Source organism: Mycobacterium neglectum (genome assembly GCF_002591975.1).
GTDB lineage: Bacteria > Actinomycetota > Actinomycetes > Mycobacteriales > Mycobacteriaceae > Mycobacterium > Mycobacterium neglectum.
The window spans coordinates 40,314-56,808 of sequence record NZ_NVQE01000004.1 but is presented as its reverse complement, the minus strand read 5'-3'; the positions used below and the strand labels follow the sequence as shown (position 1 = coordinate 56,808).

Here is a 16,495-nt window from a genome sequence, read left to right as displayed (position 1 = left end):
ATGTTCGCGAACGTCGGCTGGGGCGAGATGCTGGTCCTGGTGATCGCCGGCCTGGTGATCCTGGGGCCGGAACGCCTGCCGGGCGCGATCCGGTGGACGTCGAGCACACTGCGGCAGGCTCGTGACTACATCAGCGGCGCCACCACCCAGCTGCGCGACGACCTCGGCCCGGAGTTCGACGACCTTCGCGAGCCGTTGAGTCAGCTGAACAAGCTGCGGGGGATGACGCCGCGTGCGGCGCTCACCAAACATCTGCTCGACGGCGACGACTCGATCTTCACCGGCAAGATCGACACGCCCGCGACCAACACCGAAAAGCCCGTCAGCGACGGTGCGCCAACGCCGGCGGCGTCGATCCCGAACGCGCCGGAGGCGTCAGAGTCGATGACGCCCGAGGCGTCCGCAAAGACGCCGTACGACAGCGACGCGACCTAACGGCCCGCGGGGTCCAGGCCCAGCGACATACCCGCCAGTCCGCGCTTACGGCTCAACAGGGCGTCGGCGATACTGCGCAACTCCTTGCCCGCCACCGAATCCGGTGCCGACAGCACCAATGGCACCCCGGCGTCGCCTGCGGTCACCAGCGCAGGGTCGAGCGGAACCTGGCCGAGCAGTGGCACGTCGGCGCCGACCGAGCGGGACAGGCTCTCGGCGACCTGCTTGCCGCCGCCCTCGCCGAAGATCTGCATGGTCGTGCCGTCGGGCAGCAGCAACCCGGACATGTTCTCCACGACGCCGACGATGCGCTGACGAGTCTGCAGCGCGATCGCACCGGCCCGCTCGGCCACCTCGGCAGCCGCCAGCTGAGGCGTCGTCACCACCAGGATCTCCGCACCCGGGATCAGCTGTGCGACCGAGATCGCAATGTCTCCGGTACCCGGCGGCAGATCCAATAGCAGGATGTCCAGATCCCCCCAGTAGACGTCGGCAAGGAACTGCTGCAGCGCACGGTGCAGCATCGGTCCGCGCCAGACGACGGGGGTGTTGCCCTGGGTGAACATCGAGATCGAGATGACCCGGACGTCGTGTGCGACGGGTGGCAGGATCATCGACTCGACCTGGGTGGGTCGATCGGTAGTGCCCATCATCCGCGGTACCGAATGCCCGTAGATGTCGGCGTCGAGCACGCCGACCGACAGCCCGCGCGCGGCCATCGCCGCAGCCAGGTTGACGGTGACGCTGGACTTGCCGACGCCGCCCTTGCCTGATGCCACGGCGTATACCCGGGTCAGGGAGCCGGGCTGGGCGAACGGAATGACGGGTTCGCGGGAATCGCCACGCAGCTGCTTGCGGAGTTCGGTGCGTTGGTCGTCGCTCATCACGTCGAGGGTCACCTTGACTGCGCCGGTGCCCGGAACGTCGGCGACCGCCTGGCTGACGCGCTCGGAGATCTCGCTCTTCTTCGGGCACGCCGCGGTGGTGAGGTACACCTCGACGTGTACACCGCCGTCGGGCTCGATGGTGACGTTCTTCACCATGCCGAGTTCGGTGATCGGTCGCCGCAACTCGGGGTCGATCACCTTCGTCAGCCCGGAACGGACCGCGGACTCCAGGTCAGGGGAATTAGAGGACATCACCGTCGAGTCTAGGCGGACTCGGCGGGCGTCCTAACCGGCCGGTCCTGGCGGAGGGCCGGGCAGCGGTGCTTCAGCGGGACCTGGCGGTGGTCCGGGCGGCGCGCCCTGCGGTGCCACCGGGCCGGGTGGCGCTGCCAACGGGCCGGGGGCAGGTGCCATCGGAGCGGGACCGGGGGGAGGCGCCAGCGGACCGATCGGACCGGGTGGCGGTGCCATTCCCGGCGGCAGCATCGGTTGCGCAGCGGGCGGTTCGCCCAGCGCGGCCTGCAATGGTGCGGGCTGGTCCCTGATGCAGAACACCGCGCACTCCGGCGCCGGCTTCGGCGGCGGCTGCATCCACGGTGGCACCCACGGTTGCGGTTGGGTCTGCGTCGGCGGAGCTGCCAGGGGGCCCGGTGCGGGTCCAGGCAGCGGACCGAGACGCTGGCCGGGCACGAATCCGGGGAGCTGGCTGGCGACGTCGCTGCGGGCGAGCATCGGCATCAGCGCCAGCGGATCGTTGGCGGGCAATCCGAGCGCGTTGAGCGGCAGCCCCGGCCCGAGGCCCTGGTATTCATTGAGATGCGTGGGACCGTTGTCGTCGCCGAGCACGGGGACCGCGCCGGTGATCGGCGGCAGGTCGACGGGCACGACGCCGGTGGCGTACGCGGCGGCCCAGCCCAACACGTTGCGGGCATAGGCCACCGAGTTGTTGTAGCGCAGAATCGCGGACATCACGTGGGACTGGTCGCGCAGGTTCATCCCGCCGCTGCACAGATAGCGTGCTGCAGCCAGGGTCGAGTCGAACAGGTTCTGCACCTCGGCCTTGCCGTCGCCGTCACCGTCGGATGCGTAGCGAGACCAGGTGCCGGGCAGGAACTGCATTGGGCCCATCGCGCGGGCGTAGGTGACGCGGTCGGCTGTGCGGTTCTGGACGATTACCTCGTTGCCGGGCAGCGTCCCGTCCAGCGCCGGCCCGTAGATCGGCCGCACGGCGGTACCGCGAGAGTCGGTGGCGCCGCCGTAGGCGTGCATCGATTCGATACGTCCGATACCGGCCAGCAGGTTCCAGCTGACACCGCAGCCGGGGGTCGCCACCGCCATCATCCGTTCAGCGTTGCGGTACGCCGACAGCGCCATCGCCGGAATGCGAAGTGTGCCAGGAGCATTGACGACCATCGCAGGCGCGGGAGACGAGGCCGAGGATCCGGCGAAGTGAAAGTCGGTCGGGGTCTTGGTGACCGCGACGACAGTGGCGCCTGCACGGTCGGCCGAGGCCGACTCGACAGCGGCCAGGGGCATCACCGCGGAGTCGCGGACCGGCGAGCTCGGTTGCACCGATCCGCCGACCGCCCCCACCAGAATGATCGGCACGATGACTGCGAATCCGGAGGCGGCGCGGGCACGAGCAGGCGTAAGGGCCCCCCGGACGCCAGACGGTCGCAGGGTGCCCCGGATATCAGCAGCGCGCACGCGAGAAACAGCGCCGGTGACGCTGTGCGCGACCCGCCCGGCGTGGCGTCGCGCTGCCTTGAGGGCGGCGCCTCCCCCTATGTGCACTCGACCGTCCTTGGTCTGTCGTGGTTGTGAACCAAGTCACCATACCTAGTCGATTCCGCGCGTGTTACAGCAATGGCTCCAGCTGATATCAAGGCAATTCAACTCGGCTTTTTGGAGCGGCGCTCATTCTGCTCTGCTTTACCGCCACCGTCGCGCTTATCGGACCCCGTTGGCGGCTGCAGCCGATTGAGCAGCTCATGGATTTCCTCGAGTTCACGCCGCAGGTAGTCGCGGGTCGCCACCTCGCCGACCGCCAACCGCAATGCGGCCAGCTCACGGGCCAGATACTCGGTGTCGGCCTTGGTCTGTTCTGCTCGTCGCCGGTCCTCGTCGAGAGACACCCTGTCCCGGTTCTCCTGGCGATTCTGGGCTAGCAAAATCAGCGGCGCCGCATACGCCGCCTGCGTGGAAAAGGCGAGATTGAGCAAGATGAACGGATACGGATCCCACTGCAGGCTCACGGCAAACAGATTCAGGATGATCCAGACGATCACCATGATGGTCTGCCAGGCCAGGTACCGGCCAGTGCCGAGGAAGCGCGCAATCGACTCCGAGAACTTGCCGACGGCCTCGGCGTCCACGTTGGGCGCGAACCGGCGACGCGAGACCCGCGGGGTGTCCAGGCGCTGGCGTGCCGTCAGGTCACTCATGACGCACCCTCGCTGGAGGTGAACAGCTCTGGCTCTTCGCGTTCGCGCCAATCATGGGGCAGCAGATGGTCGAGCACATCGTCGACCGACACCGCGCCGAGCAGGTGGCTCTCCTCGTCGACGACCGGACCGCACACCAGGTTGTAGGCGGCGAAATACCGCGTCACCGCGGACAGTGAGTCCTCAGGTCCCAGATTGGGCAGGTCGGTGTCGATGATGCCGCTGACCAGCGACGCGGGGGGTTCACGCAAGAGCCGCTGCAGGTGCACGCAGCCCAGGTAGTGGCCGGTGGGGGTGGCCGTCGGTGGGCGCGTCACGAACACCAGAGATGCCAGCGCCGGGGTCAGGTCGGGGTCACGGACCCGGGCCAGGGCCTCGGCGACCGTGGTGTCTGGGGCCAGCACGACCGGTTCGGAGGTCATCAAGCCGCCCGCGGTGTCGGGGGAGTGCGAGAGCAGGCGGCGCACGTCCTCGGAATCCTCGGGATCCATTCGCCGCAGGAACTGCTCGGCGTCGAGTGGGGTCATCGAACCCAGCAGGTCGGCGGCGTCGTCGGGATCCATGGCCTCGAGCACATCGCCCGCGCGCTCGGCAGGCAGCTGCCTGAGCATGTTGGCCTGCTGGTCTTCTGGGAGTTCCTGCAGCACGTCGGCCAGCCGCTCGTCGTCGAGCGCGTTGACCACCTCGTAGCGGCGCTTGTCCGGCAGCTCGCGAATGGCCTCGGCCACCTCGACCGCCCGCTGCCCGACGAACTGTTCCAGCAGCTGTGCCACCCCCTGGTCGGGCATCGCCAGGCCCGACGGGGTCAGGCCCTGGACGTGCTGCCAGTCCACGATCTGTACGTTGCCGCGGCGGCCGAGGCGCCGCGCAGCCCGCACCGCCACCTTGGTCACCATCCAGTCGCGTGTGCGGGTCGGTTCGATGCCCAGATCGACCACGTGCATGTCGACGCCGGACAACTGCTCCTGGTCGGGATCGTCGACCCTGACCTGCGTCTCGACCACCTGGCCGAGCACGAGCACCTCACCCGGGCGTTGAGTGAACTTGCGCAGCGACACGCTGCCGGTCGCCAGCGTCACAGCGCCGGGATCGATGGCCGTCACCCGCAGGATCGGCACGAAAATCCTTCGGCGCGTGAGCAATTCGACGACCAGGCCGAGCACGCGCGGCTGTTGGCGCACGATGCTGATGCTGATCACCACGTCGCGGACGCGGCCGAGGGATTCCCCGTCTGGCCCCAGCACCACCATCCCCACGAGTCGGGCCGCATAGACCCTGTTCACCGCCGCCATGCCTAGAAGGGTAAAGAGTGTGGTTGTGGAAAACCGCTATCGACCCCGCCGAACGATACTTTCGGTTCCCGGCAGCAGCGCGAAGATGATCGACAAGGCAAAGAACCTGAACGCCGATGAGGTCTTTCTCGATCTCGAAGATGCGGTCGCGCCCGACGCCAAAGCCGAGGCGCGCGCTCAAGTGGCCGCCGCGTTGGCCGCGTCAGGGTGGGCCGGGCAGTTGCGCGGAGTTCGGGTCAACGACTGGACCACGCCGTGGACCCATGCTGACATCATCGACGTCGTGTCGGCCGCTGGGGCGTCGCTGGATATCGTGGTGCTGCCGAAGGTGACCGACGTCGCCCACATTCACGCCCTTGACCTCCTGCTGAGCCAACTCGAAGTGACTCACGGACTTCCGTTGGGCCGCATCGGTATTGAGGCGCAGATCGAGAATGCGCAGGGCCTGACCAACATCGACGCGATCGCCTCGGGTCCTCGGATGCAGGCGCTGGTTCTCGGCCCCGCCGACATGGCGGCGAGCCTGAACATGCGCACGTTGGAGGTCGGCGAACAACCCGAGGGCTACGACGTCGGCGATGCCCACCACCACGTGCTGATGCGCATCCTCATCGCTGCCCGCACACGCGGCATCCTCGCAATCGATGGTCCGTACCTGAAGGTGCGCGACGTTGACGGCTTCCGCCGGATCGCCGGCCGATCCGCTGCGCTTGGCTACGACGGCAAATGGGTGTTGCACCCCGACCAGATCGCGGCGGGCAACGAGATCTTCAGCCCGCGTCAGGAGGCCTACGACCACGCCGAGCTGATTCTGGAGGCCTACGAGTGGCACACCTCGCGCGCAGGCGGGGCTCGTGGCGCGGTGATGCTGGGCGACGAGATGATCGACGAAGCGAGCCGCAAGATGGCGCTGGTGATCGCGGGCAAGGGGCGCGCCGCAGGGATGGAGCGCAAAGGCGAGCCGTTCCAGCCACCGGTCGAGCGCGTCAGACCAACTGCCAACCGCTGACCATGAGCGCGAGGTAGAGCACCACGACCATCACCGTGCCCGCGAGTGCAAGGCCGCCGATGATCGCACCGGCCAGCGCCAGACCATAACCGTCCTGTCCCGTGCGTTTGGTCTCGCGAATCGCAATGACGCCGAATACGAGCCCGACGATCCCCAATGGACCGCAGCACAGCAGGCCGCCGATGGCACTGACGAGCGCAGCGATCGCGTTGCCGTTCGTGCCCGGCGGCTTGACCGCCCGATACGGGTCGTAGGTCGGGTAATAACCCGGCAGTGGGGGAAATCCGACGCCGGCGGGATAGCCAACGGGCACATAGGGATTCGGATTCTCGAGCGCCGGGTACTCGACGGCGCCGGACGGGTGCGGCTGCTGCGCTGGACGGTCCGGGTCGCTGGTGCTCATCTGGTCGGCGGCGTTCGCCGATCAACTACTCATGACGCCGATGGTCCAGGCCACGTTGAGCAGCAATGACAACACACCGACCACTATGCCCGCGATCGCCAGGCCGTGGCCCTTCTCGCCGCTCTGCTTGATCTGGTTCATCGCCACGATGCCGAGCACGATGCCGACGATCGAGCCGATGCCACAGCAGATGCCGACCACGGAAGCCACCAGCGAGCCGATCGCCATCGCGTTGGTCTTCTCCGCCGGCGGGCCGTAGGCCGCGTAGCCCGGCGCCGGATAACCGGGCGGCGGGCCGAAACCGGGAGGCGGCCCATAACCCGGCGGGGGCGGACCGAAGCCGGGTGGCGGCGGGCCGAAGCCGGGAGGCGGCGCGTTGTACGGCGGAGGCGGCGGATATCCGGACTGGTCGACAGGAGGAGGGAAGCCGCCCGGCGGATAGCCCGGAGCCGAATCGTACGAAGGCGGCGATTGGTAGGGCGTGGGGTCGTACGCCGGCGGGGCCGTGTACCCGGACTGCTCGACCGGCGGCGCCGCAGGCTGCTCGGCGGGCCGCGTTTGGTAGACCTGCGTGGGCTGATCGTGAATTTGCCCCTCCGCCTCGGTCGCCTGCTCGATCGGCGGGGCCTCATAGCTGGTCGACGTCGGCTCGGATGCGCCTTCGCCAGAGCCGGATGATGCCGTTTGGCCAGCGTCCTCGCCCGGATTTGTCATGCTGTTCAACCTAGCGCAAATACAGGGCACCTTTGCGGTGCCGCAGGCGTTGATCTGGGTGAGATCGCCGACCGAACAAATGGCGGACACCAGGCGCGCAATAGAGGAGAATGAGCAGCGATGACCAGCCCGTTTCAGCCTGGACAGCAGACCGGCGCAACACCTGGCACCCCGACGAACCGACGCGGGCCTGCGGCACTGCCGACCCCCCCGAAGGGCTGGCCGATCGGGTCCTATCCGACCTACGCCGAGGCGCAGCGCGCGGTCGACTACCTATCGGACCAGGAGTTTCCGGTCGAGCACGTGACGATTGTCGGCGTCGACCTGATGCAGGTGGAACGCGTCACCGGCAAGCTGAGCTGGCCCAAGGTGCTCGGTGGTGGCGTACTCACCGGCGCATGGCTTGGCCTGTTCATCGGCCTGATCCTCGGATTCTTCAGTCCGAGCCCGTGGGGGGCGTTGATCACCGGTCTGGTCGCTGGTGTGTTCTTCGGCCTCATCACCTCGGCGATTCCGTATGCGATGGCACGCGGCACAAGAGATTTCAGCTCGACCATGCAACTCGTCGCCGGACGTTACGACGTGCTGTGCGACCCGCAGAGCGCCGAGCGTGGCCGGGATCTGCTGGCACGCTTGAAGATCTAGACCACCCTTTCGCGCGACGCGCGCGTTAGCCGGCACTTTGCCCACGTCCTCCCCCCGGGCGCGTCCGCCCACCGCAATTTGAGTAACGGTGTGCGACGCGCGCGGCCGAAGTGTTGCAAATCACCGGTTACTGGCAATACGGTTCTTCGCGCAGGAGGGTTCCTCGGGAGCCCGCCCCGGCGGCGACATCGATCTTGGAGCCCCCGGCGGCGACCCAGGAGCCGCTCCGGTGGCGACATGAGACCCGGACGGGAGGCAGCGGTGGGCCCACGGCGGCTTGGTGCTGCGGCGTTGGCCGCGTTGACGACGGCGTCGGTGGTTTCGGCGTGCGGATCGGGCGGCGGCGGAACCGTCATCAACTTCTACACGCCGGCAAGCGAGATGGCCACGTTCACGGCGGTGGCCAAGCGGTGCAACGAGGAACTCGGCGGGCGCTTCACCATTCAGCAGATCAGTTTGCCGAAAGAAGCCGACGCTCAGCGTCTGCAGCTGGCCCGGCGGCTGACCGGGAACGACAGAACGCTCGACGTGATGGCGCTCGACGTGGTGTGGACCGCCGAGTTCGCCGAGGCGGGTTGGGCATTGCCGCTGTCCGACGATCCGTCGGGACAGGCCGAGTCCGAGGCGACCGCCGACACGCTTCCCGGCCCGCTGGAAACCGCCAAGTGGCAGGACAAGCTGTACGCCGCGCCTGTCACCACCAACACCCAATTGCTCTGGTATCGCGCGGATTTGATGGCCGAGCCGCCGCCGACGTGGGATGCGATGGTAGCCGAGGCGACCCGCCTGCACGCCGAAGGCAAGCCGAGCTGGATCGCATTGCAGGCCAAGCAGTACGAGGGTCTGGTGGTGTGGTTCAACACGCTGCTGGAAAGCGCTGGCGGTCAAGTTCTTTCCGACGACGGCAAGACCGTCACACTGACCGATACCGATGAGCACCGGGCCGCGACGGTCAAGGCCCTGGAGATCATGAAGGCGGTTGCCACCGCACCGGGCGCAGATCCGTCGATCACGCAGACCGACGAGGGCACCGCACGACTCGCGCTGGAACAGGGCAAAGCCGCGCTCGAGGTGAACTGGCCGTTCGTGCTGCCATCGATGCTGGAGAACGCGGTCAAGGGCGGGGTGTCGTTCTTGCCACTGAACGACGATCCCGCACTGGCGGGCAGCATCAACGACGTCGGCACCTTCTCGCCGAGCGACGAACAGTTCGAGGCGGCCTACGAGGCGAGTAAGAAGGTGTTCGGTTTCGCCAACTACCCGGGCGTCACCGACGAGCCGGCCAAGGTGACGCTGGGCGGGCTGAATCTTGCGGTGGCCAAGACCACGCAGAACCGTGCGGAGGCGTTCGAGGCGATCAGATGCATGCGCAGCGCCGAGAACCAGCGCTACACCTCGGTCGAGGGCGGGTTGCCCGCGGTGCGCGCATCGCTCTACGACGATCCGACGTTCCAGAAGAAGTACCCGCAGTACGAGATCATTCGTGAACAGCTGACCAACGCCGCGGTCCGGCCGGCTACGCCCGTCTATCAGGCCGTCTCCACCCGGATCTCGGCGACGTTGGCCCCCGTCACCGACATCGACCCGGAAAGCACGGCCGACGAGTTGACCGTTCAGGTGCAGAAGGCGATCGACGGTAAGGGCCTGATCCCATGACCGTCACCGCCGAGCCGATCAAGGTTGGCACCGACGATACGAAATCCGAACGGCGCCTGGCATTCACACTGATCGCACCCGCTGTCATCCTGATGCTTGCGGTCACCGCGTACCCGATCGGGTACGCGGTGTGGCTGTCCCTGCAGCGCTACAACCTCGCACAGCCCGACGACGTCGAGTTCATCGGCCTGGAGAACTACATCACGGTGCTGACCGACCGGTACTGGTGGACGGCCTTCGTTGTGACGCTGGCGATCACCGTCGTGTCGGTGGCCATCGAGTTCGTGCTTGGCATGGCCCTGGCCCTGGTGATGCATCGGACGATCTTCGGAAAGGGCGTGGTGCGCACCGCGATCCTGATTCCGTACGGGATCGTCACGGTCGCGGCCTCCTATAGCTGGTACTACGCGTGGACGCCCGGCACCGGATATCTGGCCAACCTGCTGCCCGAGGGCAGTGCGCCGCTCACTGAGCAGCTTCCGTCGCTGGCCATCGTCGTCCTCGCCGAGGTGTGGAAGACGACGCCGTTCATGGCGCTGCTCCTGCTCGCCGGGCTGGCACTCGTGCCACAGGATCTGCTCAATGCCGCGCAGGTAGACGGAGCAGGGCCGTGGAAACGCCTGATCAAAGTGATTCTGCCGCTGATCAAACCGGCGATCCTGGTCGCACTGTTGTTCCGCACACTCGACGCATTCCGGATCTTCGACAACATCTATGTGCTCACCGGCGGCGCCAACGACACCGGGTCGGTGTCAATCCTTGGCTACGACAACCTGTTCAAGGCGTTCAACCTCGGGCTGGGGTCGGCGATCAGCGTGCTGATCTTCCTGTCGGTGGCGATCATCGCGTTCATCTACATCAAGCTCTTCGGTGCGGCGGCGCCAGGATCCGACGAGGAGAGGCGCTGATGGCCGAACGGGCCGGTGCAGGCCGGGCGACCGGCTGGACCGTCATCAACATCATCGTCGTCGCCTATGCGTTGTTACCGGTGTTGTGGATCCTGAGCCTGTCGCTCAAGCCGACGTCAAACGTCAAAGACGGCAAGCTGATTCCGACGCAGATCACCTTCGACAACTACAAGGGAATATTCTCCGGCGACGCGTTCAGCTCGGCGCTGATCAACTCGATCGGAATCGGGTTGGTCACCACTGTCATCGCCGTGGTGATCGGCGGAATGGCGGCATATGCGGTGGCCCGGCTTGCCTTCCCGGGTAAGCGGCTGCTGGTCGGCGTGGCGTTGCTCATTGCGATGTTCCCGCAGATCTCGCTGGTGACACCACTTTTCAACATCGAGCGCAGGCTCGGGTTGTTCGACACCTGGCCCGGCCTGATCATCCCCTACATCACCTTCGCGCTGCCGCTGGCGATCTACACCCTGTCGGCGTTCTTCAAGGAGATCCCCTGGGATCTGGAGAAGGCGGCGAAGATGGACGGCGCCACACCCGCGCAGGCATTCCGCAAGGTGATCGCCCCGTTGGCCGCCCCTGGCATCGTCACCGCGGCCATTCTGGTGTTCATCTTCGCGTGGAACGACTTGCTGCTGGCGTTGTCACTGACGGCGACTCAGCGGGCGATCACGGCCCCGGTGGCGATCGCCAACTTCACGGGCAGTTCGCAATTCGAGGAACCGACCGGGTCGATCGCCGCGGGCGCGATGGTCATCACCATCCCGATCATCATCTTTGTTCTCATCTTCCAGCGACGGATCGTCGCCGGACTCACGTCCGGCGCGGTGAAGGGGTAGTTCCATGGCCGAAATTGTGTTGGACCGGGTAACCAAGAGTTACCCCAACGGCGCGGCGGCCGTGAAGGATCTCTCGATCACGATCGCCGACGGGGAGTTCATCATTCTGGTCGGCCCCTCCGGCTGCGGAAAGTCCACCACGCTCAACATGATCGCCGGCCTCGAGGACATTTCCTCCGGCGAGCTGAGCATCGGTGGCGAACGGGTCAACGAGAAGGCGCCGAAGGACCGTGACATCGCGATGGTGTTCCAGTCCTACGCGCTCTACCCGCATATGACCGTGCGCCAGAACATCGCGTTCCCGCTGACCCTGGCCAAGATGAACAAGGCCGAGATCACTAAGAAGGTCGAGGAGGCCGCGAAAGTCCTTGATCTGACCGCGCTGCTGGATCGCAAACCCGCACAGCTATCCGGCGGGCAACGGCAGCGGGTTGCCATGGGGCGTGCGATCGTGCGCAACCCCAAGGCGTTCCTCATGGACGAGCCGTTGTCGAATCTCGATGCCAAACTTCGCGTGCAGATGCGTTCGGAGATCGCGCGCCTGCAGGACAAGTTGGGCACCACCACCGTCTACGTCACCCATGACCAGACCGAGGCCATGACGTTGGGGGACCGCGTGGTGGTCCTTCTTGCTGGGGAAGTGCAGCAGATCGGCACACCCGAGGAGCTGTACAACCGCCCGGCCAACCTGTTCGTCGCGGGTTTCATCGGATCTCCGGCGATGAACTTCTTCCCGGCCACCGTTACCGATGTCGGTGTGCGCCTGCCGTTCGGCGAGGTCACGCTGACGCAAGAAGTCCACGCCCTGCTCGCCGGGCATCAGAACCCCAACAATCTGATCGTCGGCATCCGGCCCGAACATCTCGAGGATGCCTCGGTGATGGACGGCTATGCGCGGATAAGGGCGTTCACGTTCGACGTGACGGTCGACTTCGTCGAGTCGCTGGGCGCCGACAAGTATCTGCATTTCAAGAGCGAAGGGGCAGGCGCGCAGGCCGCCCAGCTTGCGGAGTTGGCCAGCGAGTCGGGCGTCGGCGAAAACGAGTTCGTGGCAAGGGTTTCCGCCGAGTCAGTGGCCAAGCAGGGTGACACGGTTCAGCTGGCCTGCGACACATCGAAGTTGACGATCTTCGACGCCGATACCGGCAAGAACCTGAGCCTTCCCGAGCCGACGACGCCACCGGCCTAGTGATCGACGTTCCGGCGAAGGTTCGCGCGCACCTGCGCGAGCACTTCGCCAGGGCCGGTATCACCGCCGAGCCGGTCGAAGCCAGCGTGACGTTCGTTGGGACCGAACGGATCGACGTGCTGCGTTTCGGCCCTGATGGCGAAGGCGTCAGTCACTATGTGTCGGTTGGCTGTTCGCGTCACCCGATGTTTGATCCTGCGGAGCTGGTGACCGATGCGCTGCACGGACCGCGCGCCGAGGCCGTCGTCGCGCTGCGGGGACCGTCCCCCAAGGGTCTCGCGCGTTCGCTGGCGGTCCTGGCCGCGGCCCCCGCCGTCGAGGGCCTGATCCTGGAACCGGATGCGCTGATCGATCTGGAGACACCGCTGTGGGAGGGTGCTCCGTTCTCCGCTTTTCTGTTGGGGCGCAGCGATATCGACGACGTGGCTTTGACCGACCCGCTACCGCCGGTGACGGTGCTGGCCGCAAACCCGATCACCGCGACCGAGGCTGCGTGGGTGCGGCTCAAGGGGGCCGATGCCATGCGGGAAGCGTGGGTGCAGGACGGCGTCGACGTGCTGGATCCCGCCAGGCGGGCCGCGCAGCCGAGTTAGAGCCAGTGGTTACGCCGGAACGCTCGGAACAGCAGTCCACAGATGATCACCATCAGGAGCAGGACCGCGGGATAGCCGTACGCCCAGTGCAATTCGGGCATGTTGTCGAAGTTCATGCCGTAAATGCCCGCGATGGCGGTCGGCACCGCGGCGATGGCGACGTAGGCCGAGATCTTGCGCATGTCGATGTTCTGCTGCATGGCCACCTTGCCTGCGGCGGCCTGCACAAGTGAGCTGAGCATCTCGTCATAACTGGTGATCCGGTCGGACGCCTGGATGTTGTGGTCGAGCACGTCGCGCATGTATCGGCGGACCTCGATCGAGATCAGGTCGTTGTGGTCGGCGCCGATTCGCTGCAATCCCAATGTCAACGGCGCGACCGCCCGGCGCAGCTCGACGATCTCGCGCTTGAGCAGGTAGATGCACTCGATGTTGGTCTTGCGAGTGGGAGAGAAGATGTCCTCTTCCATGGCGTCGATGTCGGTCTCGATCAGATCGGTGACATCGAGGTAGCTGTCGACGACGTGGTCGGCGATCGCATGCATGACCGCATACGGTCCGAGCGCCAGACTGGTGGGCGACGCGTCGAACTTCTTGCGGACACCGGCCAGCCCGCTGTGATCACCATGGCGGACGGTGACCACGAAATCGGGACCGACGAAGATCATGATCTCGCCCGTTTCGACAATCTCGCGGGCCAGCGCCACGGATACGTGCTCGACGTAGTTCACGGTCTTGAGCACCAAAAACAGGGTGTTGTCGTAGCGCTCCAGCTTCGGTCGTTGGTGGGCGTGTACAGCGTCTTCGACCGCCAGCGGGTGCAGGCCGAACACGTCGGCGACAGCCTGCATCTGGTGTTCGTCGGGACCGTGCAGGCCGATCCAGGCGAATGCCTGCCTGCCCGACGCCTCGAGTTCGTGCACCTTGTTCAGCGCCGCGGCGTGGGTGTACTTGCCGGGCAGGCGGGTGCCATCGCAGTAGACGGCGCAATCCACCATGGCCCGCGCGACGGGAACATGGATCGAGGCGGCATCCGGTGGGGCGGGCTTGGTTCGCACGTTGGGTCGTAGTGACGGAGGCAGTTGACGGAACGATGGCATCGAGTCACTCTCCCCTGGTCAAGACCGGCAGCACCGGTCTGATGGGCCTTGGTGAATGCTACGCGGCACGCCACTTGGCCACCCTGCTAGTTTCGTCGACGAAGGCAACGCGCCCGCGGAGCGGGCATCCAATTCCGTCCAAGGAGCACCTGACGTGAGCACAACTCCCCTCAAGGTCGCGGTCACCGGTGCCGCCGGCCAGATCGGCTACAGCCTGCTGTTTCGTCTGGCCAGCGGTTCATTACTCGGCCCGGACCGGCCAATCGAGTTGCGTCTGCTGGAGATCGAGCCCGCGCTGAAGGCGCTCGAGGGCGTTGTCATGGAACTCGACGACTGCGCGTTCCCGCTGCTGGCCGGGGTCGAGATCGGCGCCGACGCCAACAAAATCTTCGACGGGGTGAACCTGGCACTTCTGGTCGGCGCACGTCCTCGCGGCCCCGGCATGGAGCGCGGCGATCTGCTCGAGGCCAACGGTGCGATCTTCACCGCGCAGGGCAAGGCGCTCAACGAGGTCGCCGCCGCCGACGTCCGCATCGGCGTGACCGGTAACCCCGCCAACACCAACGCGCTGATCGCGCTGAGCAACGCACCCGACATCCCGAATGAGCGGTTCTCCGCGCTCACCCGTCTCGATCACAACCGGGCGATCTCGCAGCTGGCCCGCAAGACCGGCGCCGCGGTCACCGACATCAAGAAGATCACCATCTGGGGTAACCACTCGGCGACTCAGTACCCCGACATCTTCCATGCCGAGGTGGGTGGCAAAAACGCCGCCGAGGTCGTCAACGACCAGGACTGGATCGAGAACGACTTCATTCCGACCGTCGCCAAGCGCGGCGCGGCGATCATCGACGCCCGCGGCTCCTCATCGGCCGCGTCGGCCGCCTCGGCGACCACCGATGCCGCGCGTGACTGGCTGCTGGGCTCCGCGAAGGACGACTGGGTGTCGATGGCGGTTCTCTCCGACGGCAGTTACGGCGTGCCCGAGGGCATCATCTCGTCGTTCCCGGTGACCACCAAGGATGGCAACTGGTCGATCGTGCAGGGGCTGGAGATCGACGACTTCTCCCGCAGCCGGATCGACAAGACCACTGCGGAGCTGGTCGACGAGCGCAAAGCCGTCACTGACCTGGGACTTATCTGAGACAAAGTCGATTAGGTTACCTACCAGTTCGTCAGTAACCTGAGCGCCGTGTCCCAAGCGGTGAGAAAGCTGTCTGACCAGAGACCCCCGATCGTGCTGCATGACGACGAGATCTTCGATGCGCACGTAGGCGGAAAGCTGTCGGTAGCGCTGAACACGCCGCTCGACACACAGCGCGCATTGTCGGTCGCGTACACGCCGGGCGTTGCGCAGGTCAGCCGTGCCATCGCTGCCGACCACACGCTGGCGGCGCGGTATACCTGGGCCAACCGTTTGGTCGCGGTGGTCAGCGATGGCAGTGCGGTCCTCGGCCTCGGTGATATCGGGCCCGCGGCGTCGCTGCCGGTGATGGAGGGCAAGAGCGCGCTGTTCAAGGCGTTCGCCGACCTCGACTCCATCCCGATCGTGCTGGACACCAAGGATCCCGACGAGATCGTCGAGACCCTGGTGCGGCTGCGGCCGTCATTCGGTGCGGTCAACCTCGAGGACATCTCGGCCCCGCGCTGTTTCGAAATCGAACGCCGCGTCATCGAGGCGCTGGACTGCCCGGTGATGCACGACGACCAGCACGGCACCGCGATCGTCGTGCTGGCGGCGCTCATCGGCGCCGCCGAGGTCCTCAATCGCGACATCACCGCGCTGCGTGTGGTCGTCTCCGGTGCCGGCGCCGCCGGTGTCGCCTGCGCAAAGATTCTGCTGGCCAGGGGTATCAGCGATATCACGCTGCTGGATTCCCAAGGCATCCTGCACTCCGACCGCGGCAACCTCAACTCGTACAAGGCGGAGATCGCCGAGCAGACGAATCCGAACGGCCTTTCGGGTGGAATCACCGAGGCGCTCAAAGGCGCCGACGTGTTCCTCGGGTTGTCCGCCGGTGTCGTGCCCCCGGAGATCGTCGCGACGATGGCCCCCGGCGCGATCGTGTTCGCACTGTCCAATCCCGACCCGGAGATCCATCCCGACGACGCGAAGGAGTATGCAGCCGTGGTGGCCACCGGTCGCAGCGACTTCCCGAACCAGATCAACAATGTGCTCGCGTTCCCGGGTGTGTTCCGGGGTGCGCTGGACGCCGGCGCTCGCCGGATCACGGAGAAGATGAAGGTGGCGGCGGCCGAGGCGATCTTCTCGGTGGTGGGTGACGATCTCGCGGTCGACCGCATCGTGCCCAGCGTGCTGGACCCGCGGGTGGCCCCCGCGGTGGTGCAAGCAGTTGCCGCGGCGTCGAAGGCCTAGGGTCCCG

Annotated in this window: 17 protein-coding genes; 10 read left to right on the top strand and 7 right to left on the bottom strand. The window is 66.3% G+C overall.

From position 1 onward, the window contains the following. A complete protein-coding gene (gene tatB / locus CSQ99_RS04790; protein ID WP_099037921.1) occupies window positions 1-435 on the top strand; it encodes a Sec-independent protein translocase protein TatB in 435 nt (144 codons plus the stop codon). Here tatB and CSQ99_RS04785 read toward each other — a convergent pair. From CSQ99_RS04785 to CSQ99_RS04770, 4 genes are all read right to left on the bottom strand, one after another. Then, the gene (locus CSQ99_RS04785) at window positions 432-1,574 is read right to left on the bottom strand and encodes an Mrp/NBP35 family ATP-binding protein (protein WP_099037920.1); all 1,143 of its coding nucleotides are present in this window, start codon (window positions 1,572-1,574) and stop codon (window positions 432-434) included. The two genes, tatB and CSQ99_RS04785, sit on opposite strands and share 4 nt — an antisense overlap. A gap of 33 nt (window positions 1,575-1,607) precedes the next feature. Beyond that, complete coding sequence (locus CSQ99_RS04780; RefSeq protein WP_099037919.1) at window positions 1,608-3,116, bottom strand: lytic transglycosylase domain-containing protein; 1,509 nt, start codon at window positions 3,114-3,116, stop codon at window positions 1,608-1,610. Window positions 3,117-3,214: 98 nt separating this feature from the next. Further along, window positions 3,215-3,766 (bottom strand): DUF1003 domain-containing protein, encoded by a 552-nt coding sequence (locus CSQ99_RS04775; protein WP_099037918.1) that lies wholly within the window; start codon window positions 3,764-3,766, stop codon window positions 3,215-3,217. Next, a complete protein-coding gene (locus CSQ99_RS04770) occupies window positions 3,763-5,058 on the bottom strand; it encodes a magnesium transporter MgtE N-terminal domain-containing protein (protein ID WP_099037917.1) in 1,296 nt (431 codons plus the stop codon). The genes CSQ99_RS04775 and CSQ99_RS04770 overlap by 4 nt, the downstream gene beginning before the upstream one ends. A gap of 25 nt (window positions 5,059-5,083) precedes the next feature. On the opposite strand from CSQ99_RS04770, the gene CSQ99_RS04765 reads away from it, so the two are divergent. Beyond that, window positions 5,084-6,067 (top strand): HpcH/HpaI aldolase/citrate lyase family protein, encoded by a 984-nt coding sequence (locus CSQ99_RS04765; protein WP_099037916.1) that lies wholly within the window; start codon window positions 5,084-5,086, stop codon window positions 6,065-6,067. On the opposite strand, the gene CSQ99_RS04760 is transcribed toward CSQ99_RS04765, so the two are convergent. Continuing rightward, a complete protein-coding gene (locus CSQ99_RS04760) occupies window positions 6,045-6,470 on the bottom strand; it encodes a DUF4190 domain-containing protein (RefSeq protein ID WP_099037915.1) in 426 nt (141 codons plus the stop codon). The two genes, CSQ99_RS04765 and CSQ99_RS04760, sit on opposite strands and share 23 nt — an antisense overlap. A gap of 21 nt (window positions 6,471-6,491) precedes the next feature. Then, on the bottom strand, window positions 6,492-7,184 hold the full coding sequence (locus CSQ99_RS04755; RefSeq protein ID WP_099037914.1) for a DUF4190 domain-containing protein: 693 nt from the start codon (window positions 7,182-7,184) through the stop codon (window positions 6,492-6,494). 120 nt (window positions 7,185-7,304) lie between these two features. Between CSQ99_RS04755 and CSQ99_RS04750 the strand changes: the two genes are divergently transcribed. The 6 genes from CSQ99_RS04750 (at window position 7,305) to CSQ99_RS04725 (ending at window position 13,011) form a co-directional block, all read left to right on the top strand. Continuing rightward, window positions 7,305-7,829: a YflT domain-containing protein gene (locus CSQ99_RS04750; RefSeq protein WP_099037913.1), complete on the top strand. Its 525-nt coding sequence runs from the start codon at window positions 7,305-7,307 to the stop codon at window positions 7,827-7,829. A 237-nt stretch (window positions 7,830-8,066) separates the two neighbouring features. Further along, window positions 8,067-9,485, top strand: a complete 1,419-nt coding sequence (locus CSQ99_RS04745; RefSeq protein WP_176560880.1) for an ABC transporter substrate-binding protein — start codon at window positions 8,067-8,069, stop codon at window positions 9,483-9,485. Then, window positions 9,482-10,393 carry a carbohydrate ABC transporter permease gene (locus tag CSQ99_RS04740; RefSeq protein ID WP_099037911.1) on the top strand — a complete coding sequence of 304 codons (912 nt, stop codon included), beginning with the start codon at window positions 9,482-9,484 and terminating at the stop codon, window positions 10,391-10,393. The genes CSQ99_RS04745 and CSQ99_RS04740 overlap by 4 nt, the downstream gene beginning before the upstream one ends. Then, complete coding sequence (locus tag CSQ99_RS04735) at window positions 10,393-11,229, top strand: carbohydrate ABC transporter permease (RefSeq protein WP_099037910.1); 837 nt, start codon at window positions 10,393-10,395, stop codon at window positions 11,227-11,229. The genes CSQ99_RS04740 and CSQ99_RS04735 overlap by 1 nt, the downstream gene beginning before the upstream one ends. Before the next feature lie 4 nt (window positions 11,230-11,233). Continuing rightward, window positions 11,234-12,418: an ABC transporter ATP-binding protein gene (locus CSQ99_RS04730; protein WP_099037909.1), complete on the top strand. Its 1,185-nt coding sequence runs from the start codon at window positions 11,234-11,236 to the stop codon at window positions 12,416-12,418. Next, window positions 12,418-13,011 carry a suppressor of fused domain protein gene (locus CSQ99_RS04725; protein WP_099037908.1) on the top strand — a complete coding sequence of 198 codons (594 nt, stop codon included), beginning with the start codon at window positions 12,418-12,420 and terminating at the stop codon, window positions 13,009-13,011. The genes CSQ99_RS04730 and CSQ99_RS04725 overlap by 1 nt, the downstream gene beginning before the upstream one ends. On the opposite strand, the gene corA is transcribed toward CSQ99_RS04725, so the two are convergent. Continuing rightward, the gene (corA, locus tag CSQ99_RS04720; protein ID WP_099037907.1) at window positions 13,008-14,111 is read right to left on the bottom strand and encodes a magnesium/cobalt transporter CorA; all 1,104 of its coding nucleotides are present in this window, start codon (window positions 14,109-14,111) and stop codon (window positions 13,008-13,010) included. The genes CSQ99_RS04725 and corA overlap by 4 nt on opposite strands. A 154-nt stretch (window positions 14,112-14,265) precedes the next feature. Between corA and CSQ99_RS04715 the strand changes: the two genes are divergently transcribed. Together CSQ99_RS04715 and CSQ99_RS04710 are read left to right on the top strand one after the other, a co-directional pair. After that, window positions 14,266-15,255 (top strand): malate dehydrogenase, encoded by a 990-nt coding sequence (locus tag CSQ99_RS04715; RefSeq protein ID WP_099037906.1) that lies wholly within the window; start codon window positions 14,266-14,268, stop codon window positions 15,253-15,255. A 48-nt stretch (window positions 15,256-15,303) separates the two neighbouring features. Beyond that, window positions 15,304-16,488, top strand: coding sequence for an NAD(P)-dependent malic enzyme (locus CSQ99_RS04710; RefSeq protein WP_176560879.1), 1,185 nt, complete (start codon window positions 15,304-15,306; stop codon window positions 16,486-16,488). The last annotated feature ends 7 nt before the right edge of the window (window positions 16,489-16,495 follow it).

Bases quoted from the DNA above. Each gene is read 5' to 3' on its own strand.
- CSQ99_RS04745 (WP_176560880.1), top strand. From the start codon at position 8,067: ATGAGACCCGGACGGGAGGCAGCGGTGGGCCCACGGCGGCTTGGTGCT.
- CSQ99_RS04740 (WP_099037911.1), top strand. From the start codon at position 9,482: ATGACCGTCACCGCCGAGCCGATCAAGGTTGGCACCGACGATACGAAA.
- CSQ99_RS04775 (WP_099037918.1), bottom strand. From the start codon at position 3,766: ATGAGTGACCTGACGGCACGCCAGCGCCTGGACACCCCGCGGGTCTCG.
- tatB (WP_099037921.1), top strand. From the start codon at position 1: ATGTTCGCGAACGTCGGCTGGGGCGAGATGCTGGTCCTGGTGATCGCC.
- corA (WP_099037907.1), bottom strand. From the start codon at position 14,111: ATGCCATCGTTCCGTCAACTGCCTCCGTCACTACGACCCAACGTGCGA.
- CSQ99_RS04750 (WP_099037913.1), top strand. From the start codon at position 7,305: ATGACCAGCCCGTTTCAGCCTGGACAGCAGACCGGCGCAACACCTGGC.
- CSQ99_RS04755 (WP_099037914.1), bottom strand. From the start codon at position 7,184: ATGACAAATCCGGGCGAGGACGCTGGCCAAACGGCATCATCCGGCTCT.
- CSQ99_RS04735 (WP_099037910.1), top strand. From the start codon at position 10,393: ATGGCCGAACGGGCCGGTGCAGGCCGGGCGACCGGCTGGACCGTCATC.
- CSQ99_RS04730 (WP_099037909.1), top strand. From the start codon at position 11,234: ATGGCCGAAATTGTGTTGGACCGGGTAACCAAGAGTTACCCCAACGGC.
- CSQ99_RS04785 (WP_099037920.1), bottom strand. From the start codon at position 1,574: ATGTCCTCTAATTCCCCTGACCTGGAGTCCGCGGTCCGTTCCGGGCTG.
- CSQ99_RS04760 (WP_099037915.1), bottom strand. From the start codon at position 6,470: ATGAGCACCAGCGACCCGGACCGTCCAGCGCAGCAGCCGCACCCGTCC.
- CSQ99_RS04770 (WP_099037917.1), bottom strand. From the start codon at position 5,058: ATGGCGGCGGTGAACAGGGTCTATGCGGCCCGACTCGTGGGGATGGTG.